Origin of the sequence: Aliisedimentitalea sp. MJ-SS2 (genome assembly GCF_032586155.1) — a bacterium.
Taxonomy (GTDB): Bacteria; Pseudomonadota; Alphaproteobacteria; order Rhodobacterales; family Rhodobacteraceae; genus JAWHTC01.
Window position 1 is genome coordinate 291,256 of record NZ_JAWHTC010000003.1, and the last position, 20,006, is coordinate 311,261.

Sequence of the window (20,006 nt, forward strand, 5' to 3'; positions counted from 1 at the left end):
GGCTTGGCTTATCTGGTGGGTGCGTTAGACTTATCCACTGATAAATCACGGGTGTGCAACAAAGGGCCCATTGATGCGTTTTCTTCGTCAGAGCCTGACCGGGCTTTTCCTTCTCTCGCTTACGCTGGGCGTGCTGTTTTACGCGGCCGTCATGCTGCGCGACGCGGTGCAGGAGCGGATGGCACGCGACGCTCGCCCGACCCAGGCGCGCGAACGGATGTTCGCGGTCAACGTGGTACGGGCCGAAGTCGGGCAGGAGGCCCCGGTTCTGACCGCCTATGGGGAGGTGCAAAGCCGCCGGACGCTGGATTTGCGCGCCGCTGTGGCTGGTAAAGTCATTGAACTGGCAGAGAATTTTGTCGAAGGCGGACAAGTCGAACAAGGTCAGTTCTTGCTGCGAATCGATCCGGCGGATGCCGAGGCGGCGCTGGCGCGCGTGGCAAGTGACCTGCAGGATGCAGAGGATGAGGCGCGCGATGCCGACCGTTCGCTGATCCTGGCAAGGGACGAATTGAAGGCCGCCGAGGAGCAGTCGGATCTGCGCGAGCGTGCCTTCATGCGGCAGAAAGATTTACGCGCCCGGGGGGTTGGTACCGACGCGCAGGTGGAAACCGCTGAACTGGCGGCAAGTGCGGCACGCGCCACTGTGCTGGCGCGCCGGCAGGCACTGGCCCAGGCCGAGGCGCGGGTCGACAAGGCGGCGACAAGGCTCACCCGGGGGCAGATTGCCCGAGATGATGCTGCACGAACGCTGGCCGAAACTGAGCTCAAAGCCGGGTTCTCGGGCACGTTGAGCGGTGTGAGTGTGGTTGAGGGGCGGCTGTTGAGCGCGAACGAACGGGTGGCGCAACTGATCGACAATTTGGCGCTCGAGGTGGCGTTCCGCCTGTCGACGCGGGGCTACGCCCGGCTGTTGGATGTTGACGGAAAGCTGACCCAGGCGCCGATCCGGGTGCGCCTGGATGTGTTCGGCGTGGCGCTTGAAGCTACAGGTCAGATCAGTCGCGACAGTGCCGCCGTGGGCGAGGGGCAGACCGGACGCTTGGTCTTTGCGCGGATCGACAGCGCACGTGGGTTGAAGCCTGGGGATTTTGTCACCGTCGAGATTGACGAGGCACCACTCAACGGTGTTGTGCGCCTGCCTGCCGGGGCGTTGGGGCCGGATGGCACGGTTCTGGTGTTGGGCCCGGAGGACCGGCTGGAGCTGATCGAGGTCGAACTGCTGCGGAGGCAAGGCGACGACGTTATCGTGCGTGGCCACAGGCTTGATGGCCGCGAGGTGGTGGCCGCGCGCTCGCCGCTTCTGGGAGAAGGAATCAAGGTCAAGCCGCTGCGGGTTGGGCCAGAGGGGGCCGAGGCCCCGAAAGAACCCGAATTGCTGGAATTGAGCGATGAACGCCGGGCCAAGCTGGTGGCCTTTGTCGAGGCCAATACCCGGATGCCTGAGGAAATGCGCGACCGTATCCTTACGGCGTTGAGCCAACCCAAGGTTCCCGCCCGCATGGTTCAGCGGCTGGAAGAGCGGATTGGGGGCTGATCATGTGTCCTTACCATGATCCGGAGCTGATGAAATGAGGCGCGGTCTGCTGTCCTATTTCGCCCGCCATGCCACGGCTGCGAACCTTCTGTTAATGATACTTCTGGTCGCGGGCATTGCCGCGCTGCCGCGGATGCGGGCGCAGTTCTTTCCCGACGTAATCGTCGACAATGTGCGGATCAATGTCACCTGGGAAGGCGCCGGGGCCGAAGATGTGGACGCGGCCATCGTGCAGGTTCTGGAACCAGCGGCTTTGGCGGTCGAGGGTGTGGAAAGCTCGGTGGCGACTTCGACCGAAGGCAAGGTGAGGATCACGCTGAACTTCGAACCGGGCTATGACATGGCGCGCGCCGCAGATGACGTGCAGGCGGCGGTGGATGCGGTCACCACCCTGCCCGAAGAGGCCGACGAGCCAAAGGTCAAGCGCGGAGCCTGGCATGACCGGGTAACGGATGTGGTGATCACCGGCCCGGTCGGGCCGGACCAGTTGGGGCTGTTTGCCGACGAGTTTGTGACACGGCTGTTTGCCGCCGGGGTGACACGCACCACCATTCGCGGCGTTGCCGCGCCCCGCACGGTCGTCGAGGTGCCGACCGTCAACCTGATTGCCCATGACATCACGTTTGCCCAGATCGCCAAGGCGATTGCCGAGGAGGTCGATGCCGACCCGGCAGGCGACGTGGAAGGTGCCAATGCGCGGATTCGCACCGGGATCGAAAAGCGCAGCGCGGCGCAGATTGCGCAGGTGGTTTTAAAGGTTAACCCAGACGGATCAAAGCTGACCGTTGGGGATGTGGCACAGTTACGGGTCGAAGGTACCAACCGCAATCGCAGCTATTTTGTCGGTGAAAACCCGGCCACGTCGATCCGGGTGGACCGCTCGGTCCAGGGCGACGCGATCAAGTTGCAGCGCCAGGTCGAGGAGGTCGCCGAAGAGATGCAGGCGACCCTGCCCGAGGGGGTGAGCATCGACCTGATCCGCACCCGGGCCGAGGCGATCACCGATCGTCTCAATATCCTGCTCGACAATGGCGCGGTGGGGCTGATGCTGGTGGTGACGCTGCTCTTTCTGTTCCTCAATGCGCGCACCGCTTTCTGGGTGGCGGCGGGGATCCCGGCCTCGATGCTGGCGGCGATTGCATTGATGTATGTTTTCGGGCTGACCATAAATATGGTGTCGCTGTTCGGTCTGATCATCACGCTGGGTATTGTCGTGGACGATGCCATCGTGGTGGGGGAACATGCCGATGCGCGTTATCGCAAGTTCGGTGAAAGCCCGGTTCAGGCGGCGGAAAATGCCGCCAACCGCATGGCGTTGCCGGTGTTTTCCGCGACCCTGACCACGATCATCGCCTTTTTCGGTCTGACCGTGATATCGGGACGATTTGGTGACCTGATCGCCGATATTCCGTTTACTGTTATCGCCGTGCTGGCTGCAAGCCTGGTTGAGTGTTTCCTGATCCTGCCCAACCATATGGCGCACTCTTTAAAACATTCAGAGAAAGAGCATTGGTATGACCTGCCGTCGCGCCTGGTTAATCGCGGTTTTGTCTGGATGCGCGAGACCCTGTTCAGACCCTTCATCGCCGGTGTGATCTGGCTGCGCTACCCGGTTCTGGCGGGGGCGGTTCTGTTACTCGCTACCCAAACGGCGCTGTTCGTCAGTGGTGACGTTAAATGGCGCTTCTTCAACGCGCCTGAACGCGGCAGTGTGACCACCAACTGGGCGATGGCGCCGAGCGCCACCCGTGAAGACACCCGCGCGATGATGCTGGAAGTGCAGCGCGCGGTCGAGGCGGTAGGCAAAGCCTATGAGCAGGAACATGGGCTGAATCCGGTGGCCTATGCGGTGGCCGAGGTAGGTGGCAATTCGGGCCGGCCCTTGTGGGTGGCGGGCACCAAAGATCAGGACCATCTGGGCGGGATCGCCATCGAACTGATCGATGCCGACGACCGACCCTATTCAAGTTTTGCCTTTGTGGCGCGATTGCAGGATGAGGTGCAGCGTCATCCGCTGGTCGAAACCTTCAGCGCCCGCGGCTGGCGTTCGGGTCCCGGCGGCGAGGCGCTGGACGTACAGTTCTTTGGCGCCGAGGCCGGAACCCTGAAGGCAGCGGCGCAGGCGCTTGAGGCCGCGGTTGGCCGCTACCCCGAGGTCACGGCGGTTGAGGACGATCTCGCCTATGACAAGGACGAGTTGATCCTGGACCTGACGGCGCAGGGCCAGGCACTGGGCTTTACAATCGACAGTCTGGGCCGCGTGCTGCGCAACCGGTTGAACGGGCTTGAGGCCGCAACTTTCCCCGACGGGCCACGCAGCGCCGAGATCCGCGTGACCCTGCCCGAGGACGAACTGACCGCAGATTTCCTCGAGCGCCAACAGATGCGTACCCCGGACGGGGTCTATGTGCCGCTGGCGGATATCGTCAGCGTCTCCAACCGCACCGGGTTCTCCACGGTGCGACGCGAAAACGGGATCCGGACCGTGACCGTGACGGGCGATATTGCTGGTGACGACCCGGACCGTGACGCCGAGATCATGGCGGCATTGGAAAACGAAATCCTGCCCGATATCGCGGCGCGCTATCAGGTCGAGTGGCAACTCTCGGGCCTGTCCGAGCAGGAGGACGACTTCCTCAATGACGCGCGGCTGGGGCTGATGCTGTGCCTGTCAGGTATTTACCTTGTGCTGGCCTGGGTGTTTTCCAGTTGGACCCGCCCGGTGGTGGTGATGGCGATCATTCCCTTTGGTCTTGTCGGCACGATCTATGGCCACCATGCCTGGGATGTGCCGCTGAGCATGTTCACGGTTGTGGGACTCTTGGGCATGACCGGGATTATCATCAACGACTCGATCGTGCTGGTCACGACGATTGACGATTACGCCAAGGATCGCGGGCTGGTGCCGTCGATCATTGACGGCACGGCGGACCGGCTCAGGCCGGTGTTCCTGACCACGGCGACCACGGTGATCGGGCTGGCGCCGCTGCTCTATGAACGCTCGCAGCAGGCGCAATTCCTCAAACCCACGGTCATTACACTGGTCTACGGGCTTGGGTTCGGCGTGTTCCTGGTGCTCCTGGTGGTGCCTGCGCTGATCGCGATTCAGTCGGACGTGAAACGCCAGATCACGGCGTTTCGCCGGGCGCTGCGGGCGCGGCGCGGGGCGGGCGTTGTGCAGGGGGTCAGCCTTGCCGGTGCCGTTCTGGTGCTGGGCTGGCTAGCGGCGACGATGGGGCATTTGGCCTGGACGGGCGCACTCTGGCCCGGGGTTGCGGCGCTGTTGCCTGGGGGGGTGGCACAAAGTAATGCGCTGTCTCTGGGGTTGGCGCTGTTTGTCGGCGGCGTGTTGGTGATCGCTCTGTTCCTGTTCATCATTGGTGGCGTACTGCGGGTCGCGTCACAGCGGCGCGCCCGGGGGTAGCATCCCGGTTATTCGGCCAAAATTGGCCCGAGCCCTCCTGTCGCACTGGACCAGCGGGGGGCGGATCGGATATGACCGGAAACCGATGCGGTTGGGGGGTAGCCTGCGCGTGCGCCATCTTTTTTTCCTCTTGGGTTTCGTGGTCCTGTCGGCCTGTGCCGGTGATCCTCTGAAGGATGTGCCGCGCCTTCAGGACGTTGACGTGGTTGAGTCGACCCCTGTGGTCGAGGCCGTGGCCGCACCGCAGGAAACCGACGAAAAGGTCGGGTTCTTCCAGCGCGTAATGCGCAAGCGCGAGATCACGTCCGATGGGCAAGAGGCCGCCGCAGAGGCCGTGAAACCCGATGGCGACGAGCTGACGGTCGAGACCAAACCGGTTGATTCGCAGGTGGACGAAGAGCCCCAGGCCGCGCCGGATGACAAGCCCAGGAAACGCGGATGGTTGTTCGGACGGAAACCCAAGCCGGAGACCCAGGCCGAGCGTGTGGCCCCGGCGGAAACTTCGGACGAAGTCGTGCCGGTTGCGACCGCCGAGACGGAAGCACCGGCGGACGCCGCGCCTGATGTGGCCGAGGTGTCGACCAGGAAACGTGGACTCTTTGGTTGGGGCGGTAAGAAGGAAGCCAAGCCGGAAACCCTGCAACGGGCATCGCTGACCCCGGATACAGCAACGGATGACGCGGTCGAGGACGCCGCGAAGACCGAGAAAGCTGCCCGGACGGGGCTTTTCTCCAAGAAGAAGGCCGCGCGCCTGACCGGACCGGATGCGCGCGAAGTTGCTGCGGGCGAAGTTTTGCCCTTCGGCGCGGTGGCGCGCGCCTGTCACGTCAAACGTGGGCAGTTGGGCCGCGAGGTTGCGAAGTATCCCGAACGAGGCGCAAAATACCGGGTCTATGACAGTGCGCCGGGCAATCTGGGCCTGCACACTTTCTACGTCACCGGTTTCAAGGATGGCTGCCCGCGGCAGTTTACCGCCGCGCTGGCGGTGTTTGGCAGCGCCGGCATGTACGAGGCTCTGCGCTATGGCCTGCCGGTCAAGGCGCGGTCGAAAAAGCCGACCGATCTGGCCTATGAAAAGCTCAAGTCGCGCACCTGCGGTGTGAGCAGGACCAAGCCCTGTGGCGCCAAGATCGGAAGGATGGAAAAGAACACGGTGTTCTTGAGTCTTTACAACCGCTTTGGCGGCGCATCGGGCTGGACCAACCTTTTGCTCAGCGATGGCAAAGTTCTGGCCAAGGACAGCTGAGGCAGGCGCATTCGGGTGCTGACCGCGAGATGGATGCGCGAGGTTCCTTTCGGCCAGGCGCGGCAAGAGCGGTGTGAACCAGCGGTAAACCGAATGGTAGCAGGCGACGTGGTCCAGGGCTGCGGATGGCGTGGCTTTGGCGAATATAGTGCTGATAGTCGATCGAACCGCCAGGCAGGGTTTTGTATTCGGGTTGCTGTGTCATCGGGTGTCTCCTTTGCTGTGTTGTGTTCATGTTGCGCCACCCGGGAAGTGCCCGCTTGAAGATGTCCTTTAGAAACTCTTGTGATTTTCTTGATTTGTACTGCGTTTCGCCTGACTCTCGGGGGAACCAAGGGGAAATTGGGCCATTTCCTGCGATACTGTTTTGCCGATTGCGAGTTGGACACCAAGCGCTACACGCAGACTCGTGATGGTGCGCCGGTGGCGGTGGAACCTCGGGTGTTCGACCTGTTGGTCTGTTTGGTCTTTCTTGCCGAAAATGCGGGCGAGCAGGTCAGCAAGGATCGGTTGATCGATGTGGTCTGGGGCGGGAGTGACCGGTTCAGTAATGCGGTGGCGGGGGTTCGTCGCCGGCAAAGACGTGAGAGCTGCCGCCGGCGGCCTCTCGCTCGCCTTCGCGGCGCATCAGCATCTCGACCCGGCGTTTCAGAACGGCAATCTCGCCCTCTTGGCGCGCGATCACGTCCGAGAGTTCCTCGGTGACGCGGGTCAGGTGGGCAATGGCCTCTTCAAGCTGGGTGCGATCATCGGATGACATGGCGTAAGCGATAGAGGAATTCTGATCTGGGTCAATAGCTCCGTCGCGCACACGGCGTAGAACTGCAGCAGAAGAAGGAGGCCATGATGTCCGGATCGTCAAACATTGCCCTGATCGCAGCTGCCGCTATCGGCCTTGCCAGTGGGGTCCAAGCCTATGACGGCGAGCAATATGTCACCTGTGGGCTGGATCCGAATGGCGACAATTTTCTGGCCCTGCGCGCCTGTGGGTCATCGAAATGCGAGATGTTGCTCAAATTGGGGCCGGGGACCTTCATGATCTCGCTGGAACCTGTGGGGACCAAGGGCTGGCGCGAGGTGATCGTGCAAAGCGACGTAATGGACTGGTCCTACGAGGGCCCCAAGGGCTGGGTTTACGAGAAATACATCTGCTCGGCGACAAGTTAAGCCTTCAATGACCGGGCCCTGCCTTGCCCCTGCGGCCCCCATCCGTTAGAGGCTTGCGCCAAGCATAAAGGCAAGGAAGAGCCCCATGGCCAAGCAGAAAAAAACCCCGCGCCCCAAGGCGATCACGCCCAAGGGGTTCCGCGATTATTTCGGGTCGGACGTGACCGAGCGCGCCGAGATGCTGGCAAAGATCGCCGGGGTCTATCATGCCTATGGGTTCGACGCGCTGGAATCGTCGGCCGTCGAGACAGTCGAGGCGCTGGGCAAGTACCTGCCCGATGTCGACCGGCCCAACGAGGGTGTGTTCGCCTGGGAAGAGGATGAGAGTGGTTGGGTGGCGCTGCGCTATGACCTGACGGCGCCACTGGCACGGGTCTATGCCCAGCACCGCAATGACCTGCCGACGCCTTATCGCCGCTATGCGATGGGGCCGGTGTGGCGCAACGAAAAGCCCGGTCCGGGGCGCTATCGCCAGTTCTATCAATGCGATGCCGACACCGTGGGCGCGGCCAGCGTGGCAGCAGATGCCGAGATTTGCGCGCTCTTGAGCGATTGTCTTGAAACCGTGGGTATTCCCCGTGGGGATTACATTGTCCGGGTGAACAATCGGAAGGTCCTGAATGGCGTGTTGGAGGCTATGGGCGTTACCGATGAGGTGCAATCGGCTGCGGTTCTGCGCACCATCGACAAGTTCGACAAAGTGGGCGAGGCCGGGGTGCGCGAGCTGTTGGGCAAGGGGCGGCTGGATGCCTCCGGGGCTTATATCGACGGCGTAGGACTGGCCGAGGAACAGGCCGAGCCGGTGATTGCGTTTCTGACCTCAAAGGGCGAGAGCAACGAAGAGACTCTGAGCAATCTGCGCGCCGCGATTGGTGAAAGCAGCATTGGCGCCGAGGGCGTGGCCGAGCTGGAACAGATCGGTGCACTGCTGGCCGCGCAGGGCTATGGCCCGGACCGGATCGTGATCGACCCGTCGGTCGTACGCGGTCTGGGCTATTACACTGGGCCGGTCTACGAGGCCGAGCTGACCTTTGAAATCCTCGATGACAAGGGTCGCAAGCGGCAGTTTGGATCGGTCGCTGGCGGTGGCCGTTACGACGATCTGGTCAAGCGTTTTACGGGACAAGCTGTGCCTGCGACGGGTGTTTCCATCGGTGTTGACCGCCTGCTCGCGGCGCTGCGCGAAAAGGGTCGGATCAAGAGCCATGCACAAGGCCCGGTGGTCGTGACCGTAATGGACCGCGACCGGATGGCCGACTATCAGGCCATGGTGGGCGAGCTGCGCCAAGCAGGCATCCGCGCCGAGGTTTACCTGGGCAATCCGAAGAATTTTGGCAACCAGCTGAAATACGCGGACAAACGCGAAAGCCCAGTGGCGATTATTGCAGGCAGCGACGAGTTCGACGCCGGCAAGGTGCAGATCAAGGACCTGATCCTGGGTGCGAAGATTGCCGAGAACGCGACGTTGGAAGAGTGGAAAGAGCGCCCCAGCCAGTTTGAAGTGGCGCGCACAGACCTTGTGGCCAAGGTGCGTGAGATTCTGGACGGGCAGGACGACTGATGCCCATTCGTGCGGCAAAACGGGCCGAGGCGGCGCGCCTCAAGGCGCTCTTTGAGGCTGAAGGCGCACAAGCGGTTGAGGCGGCAATCCTGCTGCCTGCCGAGACGCTGCTGGACCTATATGGCGAGGATATCCGGGCGCGGGCCTATGTGACCTCGGATGCGCTGCGCGGTGAGCAGATGTTACGTCCCGATTTCACCGTGCCGGTGGTGCAAATGCATATGGACCACGGCGCCGAACCGGCGCGCTATACCTATGCAGGCGAGGTGTTCCGCCGTCAGGAAGACGATGCGGCAAGGGCCAATGAATACCTGCAGGTCGGCTACGAGATTTTCGACCGCGACAACCCGGCGGCGGCGGATGCCGAGGTGTTTGCCCTGATCGAAGGCACGCTCAAGGGCCTGCCGGTGCGGGCGGCCAGTGGCGATATCGGCATCCTTACCGCTGCCGTAGCTGGACTCCACACGACCGACCGCCGCAAGGAGGCTCTGATGCGCCATATCTGGCGGCCCAAACGGTTCCGGGCGCTGATCGAGCGGTTCTCGGGGCGCGTTGAAGTACCGCCGACGCGTCAAGCGCTGCTGGCCGCATTGGAGCCGTTGGAGAACCTGCCACCGGCCATCGGACTGCGGACACGCGACGAGATCGGCAAGCGGATCACCGCGCTACATGAAGATGCCGTCGCCGCGCCGATTTCCAAGGCCGAAGTCGAGCTGATGGAGGCGATCCTGTCGGTGCGCCAGACGGTTCCCAATGCGGTGGAGCGACTGCGCGACATTGCGGTCGACATGCCGGCGATTTCGACGGCGGTTGAACGGCTGGCCGACCGAGCCGATGCGATGGCGGTGCGGGGCGTTGATGTGGACAAGCTCGAATTCGAGGCCTCGTACGGGCGCAGCCACATGGAGTATTACGACGGGTTTGTCTTTGGCTTCTATGCCGTGGGCCGCCCTGATTTACCGGCAGTGGCCAGTGGCGGGCGCTATGACGCGCTGACCCGACGATTGGGCCAGGGTGACGAGATCCCGGCAGTGGGCGGCGTGGTGCGCCCGGGGCTGATGCTGGAACTGTCGGAGGAACTGGCCAAAGGAGACGGGGCATGAGTATCAAGCTCGGTGTGCCCTCGAAGGGCCGGTTGATGGAGAAGACCTTTGATTGGTTCGGCGAGCGCGGCGTGGTGCTGAGCCGGACCGGATCGGATCGCGAGTACTCTGGGGCCGTCGAAGGAGTGGACGGGATCGAATTGGTGCTTCTGTCGGCCGGGGAAATCCCCCGCGAGCTGGCGGCTGGGCGCATCCATCTGGGCGTGACCGGTACCGACCTGATCCGCGAGAAACTGGGCGGCTGGGAACGCCAGGTTGAAGAGCTGGCGCCGCTGGGCTTTGGCCATGCGGACCTGATCATCGCGGTGCCCGCTTTCTGGATCGATGTCGACCTGCTGGACGATCTGGATGCGGCGGCAGCGGCGTTTCGAACCGAACACGGTTTCCGGCTGCGGATTGCCACCAAGTATCACCGGCTGGTGCGCGAGTTCCTGCGCGATCATGGCGTGGCTGATTACCAGCTGGTCGACAGCCAGGGTGCCACCGAGGGCACGGTGAAGAACGAAACCGCCGAGGCGGTGGCCGATATCACCTCGACCGGGGACACGCTTCGGGCCAACCACCTGAAGATTCTGAAAGACGGGTTGGTGCTGAAATCCCAGGCGACGCTGTTCCGGTCGCGGATGGTCGAATGTGACAACGCGGAGCGGAGGGCGCTGGCGGGGCTGCTGGAACGGTTGGGCGCGCGCTGATCTCAGGGTGCGACCTTGGCCAAGCCGCCTTGCCTTTGGTCGAGAGGCAGGTAGGCTGAGACGTCAGTCAGCCTCGGAGGTCCACATGCCGCTTATTCCCTCATTGCCGGAAACGACACATCTGAGCGATCTTTTGTTGCGGTTCCCACGCCACATCGAACCGCTCATGGCGTTGAACAACAGCATTTTGCGCGCAGACGGGGCCCTGAGTTTTGCTGAGCGCGAGCTGATTGCCGCTTTCGTTTCGGGGCTGAATGCCTGCAATTTCTGTTACGGGTCGCATGCCATCTATGCCCGTGCTTTCGGTGTTGACGAGGACATGTTGCAGGCCCTGGTCGATGATTTCGACAACGCTCCGATCGAGGATCGCTATCGCCCGTTGCTGGCTTATGTCAGGAAGCTCAACACTCTGCCCAGCAAGCTGGTCCAGGCGGATGCCGATGCAGTGTTTTCTGCCGGCTGGAGCGAGGAGGCATTGGTCGAGGCGGTCGAAGTCACCGCGATGTTCAATTTCATGAACCGGCTGATCGAGGGTACCGGTGTGAACTTCGATTATGGCGGTGACGAAGCGCGCCATACAATTGCATCCAAGGACGAAGACACGTTGCGCGACAGTTACCGGCTTTATGGCGAGAAGCTGATCCAGATGGCTACGCGGGCCGGGTCCGTAGAGTGACGGTAAGTAGCGTTCGGCCTACAGTACGCCGATCTCGGCCAGCTTGGCGCTGAGATCCGGGGGAATGTCGTCGTCACTCTCGCGTCCAAGGGCCAGGTCGGGCGGGGCATCTGCGGGATCGAGATAGCGCCAGCCCTGGAACGGGCGTTTCAGGGCGGGCGCAACCCGGTAGAGTTCGGGGTCAAGAACAAAGGCACAACGGCGAATGCCGTCTTCGCCGATCACCTCGTCGAATCGCAGGATGCGTTGACGGCATTGCACCGCCCCCTTGATCACCCAATAGATCGAGCCGCCACGAAGAATCTGTGCCTCGCGGCGTGGCCACATCCGCGTGATGTGACGCGGCAACCCGTCATCGTAGTGGGCACGGCGTGTTTCCTGCCATGCGGCCAGCGTTTCGACGCTTTCGCTGCCGACGGAGAGCTTGATCAGATGCGTGATTTTGTTCGTCAATTGTTCTGACCCCCTAGATGTGGTAGGGTAAAGGCCTTCCGCCGATTCTGCCAGCGCTCTGACAAAAGCGCCCTGTTTGCCACGGCGAAGAATGAATCGTGCGCCCTTCCGCTTTAAATGTTTCGCGGCGCTGCGGTGCCTGCTAATGACGAAACCCTGCAATTTCCAACACGGGACCCTGACATGAGCCGTTTCGCTGCCCCCATCGCCGAACAGATATGGGACATGAAATACCGCCTGAAACAGGCGGATGGCACACCCGTGGACCTCAGCGTCGAGGACAGCTGGCGGCGGATCGCTCGGGCCCTGGCCAAGGTCGAGAAGGAACCCGAGGTCTGGGAAGACCGCTTCTATCACGCGCTTGAGGATTTCAAATTCCTGCCGGCGGGCCGGATCACCGCCGGGGCCGGCACGGCGCGCAACGTGACGCTGTTCAACTGTTTCGTGATGGGCACCATACCCGACAGTATGGGCGGTATTTTCGACATGCTGAAAGAGGCCGCACTGACCATGCAGCAGGGCGGCGGCATCGGCTATGATTTCAGCACGATCCGACCCAAGGGTGCGGATGTGAAGGGCGTGTCAGCGGATGCCAGCGGGCCGCTCAGCTTCATGGATGTGTGGGATGCGATGTGCCGCACGATTATGAGTGCCGGGTCGCGTCGTGGGGCGATGATGGCGACAATGCGCTGCGATCATCCGGACATCGAGGATTTCATCACCGCCAAGGCGGATGCGGCGCGGCTCAGGATGTTCAACATGTCGGTGCTGATCACCGATGATTTCATGGATGCGGTCAAGGCCGACGGCCCGTGGGACCTACGCTTCACGGGCAAGATCTATCACACCGTGCTGGCGCGCGATTTGTGGAACCGGATCATGCGCGCAACCTATGATTATGCCGAGCCGGGGGTGATCTTCATCGACCGGATCAACGCGATGAACAACCTCAGCTATTGCGAGGATATCGCCGCGACGAACCCGTGCGGCGAACAGCCTCTGCCGCCCTATGGCGCTTGCCTGTTGGGTTCAATCAACCTGGCGCGGCTGGTGAAAGCGCCATTCGAAGAGGCAGCTGAGTTGGACCAGGCGGAAATGACCGACCTGGTGGCGACAGCGGTGCGGATGATGGACAACACCGTCGATGCCAGCCGCTTCCCGCTTGAGGCGCAGGCGCAGGAGGCCCAGGCCAAGCGGCGGATCGGGTTGGGGGTGACGGGCCTTGCGGATGCCTTGCTGATGGTTGGCCTGCGCTATGGCGGCGACGAAGCTGCGGCGCAGACCGAGGAATGGCTCAAGGCAATTGCCCACGCGGCCTATGGCGCTTCGGTCGATCTGGCCCGCGAGAAGGGGGCGTTCCCGCTGTTTGATGCCGAGAAATATCTTGCAAGCGGATCGCTCACCCACATGGACGAAGACCTGCGCACACAGATTGCCGAACATGGCATCCGTAACGCGCTTCTGACCTCGATTGCGCCCACGGGGACGATCTCGCTCTATGCCGGGAACGTCTCTAGCGGGATCGAACCGGTCTTTGCCTATGCCTATACTCGCAAGGTGCTGCAGAAAGATGGCTCGCGCACCGAGGAAGAGGTGGTGGATTACGCCGTGGCGCTGTGGCGTGAGAAATTCGGTGACAAGGAGTTGCCGGAGTATTTCGTCAATGCCCAGACGCTGGCGCCCGGCGATCACGTCAAGATGCAGGCGGCAGCGCAGAAATGGGTCGACTCGTCGATTTCAAAGACGATTAACGTACCCGAAGACATTGATTTCGAAGCCTTCAAGAATGTCTATGCCCAGGCTTACGAGACTGGCTGCAAGGGCTGCACCACCTATCGGCCGAATGATGTGACCGGGTCGGTGCTGAGCGTCAGTGAACAGAGTGACGCCGCACCCGAGGCGGACCAGGGGGCCGAGGTGGTGTATATGACCGAACCGCTGGATCGTCCGCAGGCGCTGGAGGGGGCGACCTACAAGCTGAAATGGCCAGATAGCGAACATGCGATTTACCTGACGGTGAACGATATCACGGTCGGTGGACGACGCCGGCCGTTCGAGGTGTTTATCAACTCGAAGAACATGGAGCATTTCGCCTGGACCGTGGCGCTGACCCGGATGATCAGTGCCGTGTTCCGGCGTGGCGGTGATGTGAGCTTCGTGGTCGAAGAACTGAAAGCGGTGTTCGACCCGCGCGGCGGGGCCTGGATGCAGGGCAAGTACATCCCGTCGATCCTGGCGGCCATCGGTGGCGTGATTGAGCGCCACCTGATCGCCATCGGGTTTATCGAGGGCGAGGGAATGGGGCTCAAATCCGATCCGCAGGCGCAGGTGGTGAACATGGAAGGCGCGCCCAAGGGGCCGGCCTGTCCCAGTTGTGGCCAGTATGACATGCGCATGATCGAGGGCTGCATGACCTGCGGTTCCTGCGGCCATTCCAAGTGCGGCTGACCCCTCGGTTTTCCCCCAGGTTCAGCCGCGAATCCCCCGTTAGAGTCTCGGTCGCTTGGGGCGCTAAAACTGCTTAAAGGTATGGTGTTGGGGCGTTTTCGCGTCGCTTTTACGGGTCTGAACCCCGATCACGATCTGGATTCACTTCACCGCTTAACAATTATCAAGGCCAGTGTGGCCTGGCTCCTCTACGGCTGAAAGCGGTAACTGAGCTGGAGGCCGATATGCGTGAAGTCATGACAAAGACCATGGCCCGCAATGTGTTTTACGGCGGCTCGTTGTTCTTCATTGTGATCTTTCTGATCATGTCGGCGCAGTCGGTGCAATACATCAAGAATGTATCCACCGCGAACGCCGAATTGACGGACAGCGTGGCCCGCGGCAAGCACGTGTGGGAAAAACATGCCTGCATCAACTGCCACACTCTGATGGGGGAAGGGGCTTACTTTGCGCCCGAACTGCAGAATGTGATGGCACGTTGGGACGTGGCAGAAGACCCGGAAGATGCGTTTGAAACGCTGAAAGGTTGGATGGAATCCCAACCCACCGGTATCGAGGGGCGTCGTCAGATGCCGCAATTCAATCTGAGCGACGATGAAATCCGCGACCTTGCGGAATTCTTCCTGTGGGTCAACAAAATCGACGCCCAGGGCTGGCCGCCGAATGATGCGGGCTAAGGCGGTCAAGGAGGACGCGATATGAAATATGAAACACAGAAAATTGCCTACTGGTATTTCCTGACTGCGATGATCCTATTCGCCGTGCAGGTATCAGGCGGGCTGCTCGCCGGGTGGATTTACGTCTCACCCAACTTCCTGTCGGAACTGCTGCCGTTCAACATCATCCGTATGTTGCACACCAACTCGCTTGTGGTGTGGTTGCTCTTGGGCTTCTTCGGGGCGGCTTACTTCCTGATCCCCGAGGAATCGGAGCGGGAGATCCACTCGGTCAAGCTGGCTTACCTGCAGCTGATCATCCTGATCCTCGGCACCGCCGGGGTCGTGGTGACCTATGTCTTCGACCTGTTCCAGGGAAACTGGCTGCTGGGGAAAGAGGGCCGCGAGTTCATCGAACAACCAGTCTGGGTCAAGCTGGGCATCATCGTTGCTGCACTGATTTTCCTCTACAACATCACGATGACGGTTCTGAAGGGTCGCAAGACCGCGATCACGAACGTGCTGCTTCTGGGCCTCTGGGGTCTGGCGCTGCTGTTCCTGTTCTCGCTCTACAACCCGGCCAACCTGTCGCTCGACAAGATGTTCTGGTGGTACATCGTACACCTGTGGGTGGAAGGCACCTGGGAACTGGTGATGGCTTCGATCCTCGCCTACCTGATGCTGAAACTGACCGGCGTTGACCGCGAGATCATTGAAAAATGGCTCTACATCATCGTCGCAACCGCGCTGTTCTCGGGGATCCTGGGGACCGGCCACCACTACTACTGGATTGGGACACCCGGTTACTGGCAGTGGATCGGCTCGATCTTCTCGTCACTCGAGGTCATCCCGTTCTTCGCGATGATGAGCTTCAGCTTCGTTATGGTGTGGAAAGGCAAACGTGACCACCCCAACAAAGCGGCCCTTCTGTGGGCGCTGGGTGCAACCACCGTGGCCTTCTTTGGCGCCGGTGTCTGGGGCTTCCTGCATACGCTGCACGGTGTGAACTACTACACCCATGGCACGCAGATCACCGCAGCCCACGGCCACCTTGCCTTCTTCGGCGCTTACGTGTCGGTGAACCTTGCTATCTTCACCTATGCTTTCCCGATCCTGCTGGGGCGTGACCCCTACAACCAGGTTCTCAATATGGTGAGCTTCTGGATGATGACAGGTGGTATGGCCTTCATGACCTTCGTACTGACCTTTGCTGGTACCGTGCAAACGCACATGCAGCGGGTTCTGGGCGAGGACTTCATGAGCGTGCAAGACGGGCTTGGACTGTTCTACGTGATGCGCTGGGGTTCCGGTGCGATCGTAGTGATCGGTGCGCTCTTGTTCATCTACTCGATCCTGGCACCGCGTCGCGAAGTTATCGCGGCCGGCGAGGCGGAGGGCGCCTGATATGGCCGCTCTCAACAAAAAGGGGGAGGGGGCTTCGGCCCCCTTCTACTCCCCTGTCGCGGACGAATGTGAACTGTTCGAAACCGCGTTTAACAATGACCTTCCCATGCTGCTCAAAGGCCCGACGGGCTGTGGCAAGACACGTTTCGTGGCCCACATGGCCGCGCGTCTGGGCCGCCCGCTCTACACCGTGGCCTGCCATGACGACCTGTCGGCAAGCGATCTGGTGGGACGGTTCCTTCTCAAAGGTGGCGAGACCGTCTGGGTCGATGGGCCACTAACCCGTGCCGTGCGCGAAGGTGCGATCTGTTATCTCGACGAGGTGGTCGAGGCGCGTAAGGATGTCACCGTGGTGTTGCACCCGTTGACCGATGACCGGCGCATCCTGCCTCTGGACAAGACCGGCGAAGAGATCGAGGCCGCCCCCGGCTTCATGCTCGTCGCATCGTACAACCCCGGGTATCAGAACATTCTGAAAACCCTGAAGCCATCCACACGCCAACGCTTTCTGTCGATCGAGTTCGACTTCCCCGCCCAAGATAGAGAAGTCGATATCGTTACGCGGGAAAGCGGGCTTGATGCCAGCCGGGCTACGTCCCTTGTCCGGCTGGCACACAAGCTTCGGGGTCTGAAAGGTCAGGACCTGGAAGAAGGGGTTTCGACCCGTCTGGTGATCTATTGCGCGACCTTGATCATGGCCGGTGTGCCGGTCGAGCGCGCAATCCTGACGGCGATGATCGAACCTTTGAGCGATGACGAAGACGTCAAGGTCGGGTTGATGGACCTGGTCACTGCCGTCTTTGGCTGAACAAAATGGCGACCGGGCGGTGTAATCCGCCCGGTCGGGCCCTGCCGGGCCCAAGAACAATACGGGACACCCCATGTCCGAGCGCGAATTCGACATTTTTGAACCGGAAGAAACCGTCGGCAAGTTGTGGCACAGCTATGCCAGCCGGTTGGGCGAATCCGATACCAACGAGGAGCACGGCGTCGATCTGGTCGACGTGCAGGGCCGTTTGGGCGTGTTCTTTCGCGGGCTGGGCGGCAGCCACGCTGCCGAGATCAAACCGGCGGTAGAGCAGGCCAGTCACCACCGCCTGTCGTTCCGCAAGGCGCTGGGAACATGGCGCGAAACTGCCGTGCGGCCAAGTTTCGACGGCGAGGCGATGCGTCTGCCCGAGAGGATCACCGAATTTCCATCGCGCGAGGCCAATGCCGCGCTTTACTTTTGGATCGTGGCGTCGATGGCGCACGCACCAACTCCGGTTTACGAGGCCGATCCACTGCGTGCTGACATCCGATCGCTGCAATCTGCGGCGCGGATGACCCGGGCAACCCTTGCCGATTGTCCCGGTCTGAGAGGGTTCTACGAGACCTTGCTGGGCGCCTGCCGCGCCACCCGCCCCGAAGCCCCGCGTCTGCCCACATACGAGGCGGCGATGGAGGCGGCGATTGATCATCTGCTGGGTGGCCCCGAACCGGATAGCGCTTTGGCCAGGGATATGCTGATGGCAATCCGCCGGCCGGGCAGCGATTTGTCTGGTTTTGTCGCGCCCGGAAAATACCGTCCCTATCGTCCCGTGCCGATGTGGCCGGACATTCGCGCCCTGGCGGCGCGTTCGCAGTTCGAACGCTTGCCCGAGGCCGAAGAGGAGGGCAGTGGCGAAGGTGAAGAGGGAGAAGGCACCACAAAGAAGGCGCGGCGCAGCGAAAGCGACCTGGCCGAGCGCCGCGACAGCCTGATCCTGCACAAGTTCGAGGCGATTTTCAGCTGGGTCGAAAGCCTGAACATGAACCGTCGTGTCGAGGATGACGACGAGGACACCGCCAAGCGTGCGGCCGAGGACCAGGACGAACTGGCGCTGGGGCAGGTGTCGAAAAAGACGGCGACGCGACTCAAGTTCAGCCTAGACCTGTCGCCCGAGGACGCCGACCGCGAACGCCTGTCGGGCAAGCACATGTATCCCGAATGGGACCACCGACAAGGCACATACATCCCCGATCATTGCCGGGTGCTTTACAGCGTGGCCGACGAGATTGACGAGGCGCCGGAGTTTGCCACCGATCCGGCGGCGCAACGGCGCATCCGCGCGGTGAAACGGCAGTTCGAGGCGCTGCGCCCGAAACGGGTGATCCTGCCGCGGCAGTTGGAAGGCGACGAGTTGGACTTGGAGGCGGTAATCGCCTCGCAGGTCGAGCTGCGTGCAACCGGCCATGGGTCGGACCGGGTCTATCGCGCTGCGCGGACTCAAGATCGGGACCTGGCAATTTCCGTGCTGATGGACACCAGCCGCAGCACCGAGAGCGCGATTGGCGACCGAATGGTGATCGACGTTGAGCGCGAGGCGCTGGCCGCGCTGGCCTGGGGACTTGATGCCTGCGGCGACGATTTTTCAATCGACACGTTTTCATCGCTGAAACGCAACCGGGTCTATGTCCGCAGTTGCAAGGATTTCGATGAGAAGATGAACGCCCATGTCGAAGCCCGGATCGGCGGTATCAGCCCGACTTTTTATACCCGGCTCGGCGCGGCGATCCGGCATGTCTCTGCCAATTTGGAGGAACGGCCCAATTCACGGCGCCTGCTGTTGGTCATCACTGACGGCAAACCCAATGACCTGGACCATTATGAGGGCCGCCACGGGATCGAAGACACGCGTATGGCCGTGCGTGAAGCACGGCGCAAAGGTCAGGCCGTGCATGGCGTCGTTGTCGATCAGAACGGGCAAGGCTGGGTAAACCGGATATTCGGCACTGACGGGTTTTCGATCGTGCCCGATGCCAACAGACTAACGGCCGCGTTGCCGGAGATATATCGGCACATTACCGGTGGGGCATGAGCGATACACCCGACCAACCACATGTGCTGGATGAACTGCCCGGGGACCTGATGATCTGGGTTCTGATCGTGTCCGAACTTCTGGTGTTCGGTGCCGGGCTTCTGGCGTTTTTGGGGGTGCGGGCGATGGACCCGGTGGGGTTTGCTGCCGATCAGGACAACCTGAACCGGGTGGCGGGGGCGGTGAACACCATCGTTCTGGTCACGTCCGGCTATTGCGCAGCGCGCGCGGTGCATACCGCGCAGCATTTTCGCGCCTGGCTTTCGGGCGCCATGGCGCTTGGTGCCGTGTTCCTGGTGGTAAAATGGTATGAATATGCGGAAAAGGCCCGCCACGGGATCGGCATCGAGACCAGCGATTTCTTCACTTTCTACTACCTGCTGACCGGGTTCCACGCCATGCATGTCTTTGCCGGGTTGGTGATCTTTGCCCTGCTGATGCGTTGGCCCAGCGAGCGCAATCTCGAAGGCGGCGCCATGTTCTGGCACATGGTTGATCTGGTCTGGGTCCTGCTGTTCCCCATCATCTATCTGGTGCGCTGATGAATACGTCGCAACTGAACCGCGCTTGGATTCTGCTCGTTGGCCTGTCGTTGGGCACCACGCTACTGGCGCAATTCGTGCCCAATGCCGGGATGGCGTTTGTGGCAATGGTGCTGGTCCTGTCGGCCCTAAAGGCACGGGTAATTCTGATGGATTACCTTTGCCTGTCGCAAGCGCCCGGGTTTCGCGGCGGGTTCACGACATTTCTCGCGGGGTTCGTAACCTTGGCGTTCGTGCTTTACGCCATTGCGTAGCGT

Annotated in this window: 17 protein-coding genes; 15 read left to right on the forward strand and 2 right to left on the reverse strand. The window is 61.6% G+C overall.

Annotated elements, in window-relative coordinates; all coding sequences use genetic code 11:
- The first annotated feature begins 73 nt into the window (after positions 1–73).
- The 3 genes from RXV86_RS14010 (at position 74) to RXV86_RS14020 (ending at position 6,207) form a co-directional block, all read left to right on the forward strand.
- Complete coding sequence (locus RXV86_RS14010; RefSeq protein WP_316300865.1) at positions 74–1,537, forward strand: efflux transporter periplasmic adaptor subunit; 1,464 nt, start codon at positions 74–76, stop codon at positions 1,535–1,537.
- A 34-nt stretch (positions 1,538–1,571) separates the two neighbouring features.
- The gene (locus RXV86_RS14015; protein WP_316300866.1) at positions 1,572–4,961 is read left to right on the forward strand and encodes an efflux RND transporter permease subunit; all 3,390 of its coding nucleotides are present in this window, start codon (positions 1,572–1,574) and stop codon (positions 4,959–4,961) included.
- 109 nt (positions 4,962–5,070) lie between these two features.
- The gene (locus RXV86_RS14020; RefSeq protein WP_316300867.1) at positions 5,071–6,207 is read left to right on the forward strand and encodes a hypothetical protein; all 1,137 of its coding nucleotides are present in this window, start codon (positions 5,071–5,073) and stop codon (positions 6,205–6,207) included.
- Positions 6,208–6,751: 544 nt separating this feature from the next.
- Here RXV86_RS14020 and RXV86_RS14025 read toward each other — a convergent pair.
- On the reverse strand, positions 6,752–6,967 hold the full coding sequence (locus RXV86_RS14025) for a SlyX family protein (RefSeq protein WP_316300868.1): 216 nt from the start codon (positions 6,965–6,967) through the stop codon (positions 6,752–6,754).
- 86 nt (positions 6,968–7,053) lie between these two features.
- Between RXV86_RS14025 and RXV86_RS14030 the strand changes: the two genes are divergently transcribed.
- From RXV86_RS14030 to RXV86_RS14050, 5 genes are all read left to right on the forward strand, one after another.
- Positions 7,054–7,374 carry a hypothetical protein gene (locus RXV86_RS14030; protein WP_316300869.1) on the forward strand — a complete coding sequence of 107 codons (321 nt, stop codon included), beginning with the start codon at positions 7,054–7,056 and terminating at the stop codon, positions 7,372–7,374.
- A gap of 85 nt (positions 7,375–7,459) precedes the next feature.
- On the forward strand, positions 7,460–8,935 hold the full coding sequence (gene hisS, locus RXV86_RS14035) for a histidine--tRNA ligase (RefSeq protein WP_316300870.1): 1,476 nt from the start codon (positions 7,460–7,462) through the stop codon (positions 8,933–8,935).
- Positions 8,935–10,038 (forward strand): ATP phosphoribosyltransferase regulatory subunit, encoded by a 1,104-nt coding sequence (locus RXV86_RS14040; protein ID WP_316300871.1) that lies wholly within the window; start codon positions 8,935–8,937, stop codon positions 10,036–10,038. The genes hisS and RXV86_RS14040 overlap by 1 nt, the downstream gene beginning before the upstream one ends.
- Positions 10,035–10,730 (forward strand): ATP phosphoribosyltransferase, encoded by a 696-nt coding sequence (gene hisG, locus RXV86_RS14045; RefSeq protein ID WP_316300872.1) that lies wholly within the window; start codon positions 10,035–10,037, stop codon positions 10,728–10,730. Before RXV86_RS14040 ends, hisG begins: the two co-directional genes overlap by 4 nt.
- Positions 10,731–10,815: 85 nt before the next feature.
- Entirely contained in the window at positions 10,816–11,406 is a 591-nt protein-coding gene (locus RXV86_RS14050) for a peroxidase-related enzyme (protein WP_316300873.1), read from the forward strand.
- An 18-nt stretch (positions 11,407–11,424) separates the two neighbouring features.
- Here the strand turns inward: RXV86_RS14050 and RXV86_RS14055 are convergent, their stop codons facing one another.
- Positions 11,425–11,859, reverse strand: a complete 435-nt coding sequence (locus RXV86_RS14055) for a DUF1489 domain-containing protein (protein WP_316300874.1) — start codon at positions 11,857–11,859, stop codon at positions 11,425–11,427.
- 183 nt (positions 11,860–12,042) lie between these two features.
- On the opposite strand from RXV86_RS14055, the gene RXV86_RS14060 reads away from it, so the two are divergent.
- The 7 genes from RXV86_RS14060 to RXV86_RS14090 all read left to right on the forward strand — a co-directional run bounded on the left by RXV86_RS14060 (position 12,043) and on the right by RXV86_RS14090 (position 20,003).
- Positions 12,043–14,307 (forward strand): adenosylcobalamin-dependent ribonucleoside-diphosphate reductase, encoded by a 2,265-nt coding sequence (locus RXV86_RS14060; protein ID WP_316300875.1) that lies wholly within the window; start codon positions 12,043–12,045, stop codon positions 14,305–14,307.
- Positions 14,308–14,531: 224 nt separating this feature from the next.
- Positions 14,532–14,984, forward strand: a complete 453-nt coding sequence (locus tag RXV86_RS14065; RefSeq protein ID WP_316300876.1) for a cytochrome c — start codon at positions 14,532–14,534, stop codon at positions 14,982–14,984.
- Between the two features lie 21 nt (positions 14,985–15,005).
- Positions 15,006–16,367: a cbb3-type cytochrome c oxidase subunit I gene (locus tag RXV86_RS14070; protein WP_316300877.1), complete on the forward strand. Its 1,362-nt coding sequence runs from the start codon at positions 15,006–15,008 to the stop codon at positions 16,365–16,367.
- 1 nt (position 16,368) lies between these two features.
- Positions 16,369–17,175, forward strand: a complete 807-nt coding sequence (locus tag RXV86_RS14075; RefSeq protein WP_316300878.1) for a CbbQ/NirQ/NorQ/GpvN family protein — start codon at positions 16,369–16,371, stop codon at positions 17,173–17,175.
- Between the two features lie 73 nt (positions 17,176–17,248).
- The gene (locus RXV86_RS14080) at positions 17,249–19,207 is read left to right on the forward strand and encodes a VWA domain-containing protein (RefSeq protein ID WP_316300879.1); all 1,959 of its coding nucleotides are present in this window, start codon (positions 17,249–17,251) and stop codon (positions 19,205–19,207) included.
- Positions 19,204–19,749 carry a cytochrome c oxidase subunit 3 family protein gene (locus RXV86_RS14085; protein WP_316300880.1) on the forward strand — a complete coding sequence of 182 codons (546 nt, stop codon included), beginning with the start codon at positions 19,204–19,206 and terminating at the stop codon, positions 19,747–19,749. Before RXV86_RS14080 ends, RXV86_RS14085 begins: the two co-directional genes overlap by 4 nt.
- Positions 19,749–20,003: a nitric oxide reductase F protein gene (locus tag RXV86_RS14090; protein WP_316300881.1), complete on the forward strand. Its 255-nt coding sequence runs from the start codon at positions 19,749–19,751 to the stop codon at positions 20,001–20,003. Before RXV86_RS14085 ends, RXV86_RS14090 begins: the two co-directional genes overlap by 1 nt.
- Positions 20,004–20,006 lie beyond the last annotated feature (3 nt).

Excerpts from the sequence above, each read along its gene's own strand:
- RXV86_RS14010 (WP_316300865.1), top strand. The coding sequence starts at position 74 with ATGCGTTTTCTTCGTCAGAGCCTGACCGGGCTTTTCCTTCTCTCGCTT.
- RXV86_RS14080 (WP_316300879.1), top strand. The coding sequence starts at position 17,249 with ATGTCCGAGCGCGAATTCGACATTTTTGAACCGGAAGAAACCGTCGGC.
- RXV86_RS14015 (WP_316300866.1), top strand. The coding sequence starts at position 1,572 with ATGAGGCGCGGTCTGCTGTCCTATTTCGCCCGCCATGCCACGGCTGCG.
- RXV86_RS14060 (WP_316300875.1), top strand. The coding sequence starts at position 12,043 with ATGAGCCGTTTCGCTGCCCCCATCGCCGAACAGATATGGGACATGAAA.
- RXV86_RS14075 (WP_316300878.1), top strand. The coding sequence starts at position 16,369 with ATGGCCGCTCTCAACAAAAAGGGGGAGGGGGCTTCGGCCCCCTTCTAC.
- RXV86_RS14050 (WP_316300873.1), top strand. The coding sequence starts at position 10,816 with ATGCCGCTTATTCCCTCATTGCCGGAAACGACACATCTGAGCGATCTT.
- RXV86_RS14025 (WP_316300868.1), bottom strand. The coding sequence starts at position 6,967 with ATGTCATCCGATGATCGCACCCAGCTTGAAGAGGCCATTGCCCACCTG.
- RXV86_RS14030 (WP_316300869.1), top strand. The coding sequence starts at position 7,054 with ATGTCCGGATCGTCAAACATTGCCCTGATCGCAGCTGCCGCTATCGGC.
- RXV86_RS14040 (WP_316300871.1), top strand. The coding sequence starts at position 8,935 with ATGCCCATTCGTGCGGCAAAACGGGCCGAGGCGGCGCGCCTCAAGGCG.
- hisG (WP_316300872.1), top strand. The coding sequence starts at position 10,035 with ATGAGTATCAAGCTCGGTGTGCCCTCGAAGGGCCGGTTGATGGAGAAG.
- RXV86_RS14070 (WP_316300877.1), top strand. The coding sequence starts at position 15,006 with ATGAAATATGAAACACAGAAAATTGCCTACTGGTATTTCCTGACTGCG.
- RXV86_RS14065 (WP_316300876.1), top strand. The coding sequence starts at position 14,532 with ATGCGTGAAGTCATGACAAAGACCATGGCCCGCAATGTGTTTTACGGC.
- RXV86_RS14090 (WP_316300881.1), top strand. The coding sequence starts at position 19,749 with ATGAATACGTCGCAACTGAACCGCGCTTGGATTCTGCTCGTTGGCCTG.
- RXV86_RS14085 (WP_316300880.1), top strand. The coding sequence starts at position 19,204 with ATGAGCGATACACCCGACCAACCACATGTGCTGGATGAACTGCCCGGG.
- hisS (WP_316300870.1), top strand. The coding sequence starts at position 7,460 with ATGGCCAAGCAGAAAAAAACCCCGCGCCCCAAGGCGATCACGCCCAAG.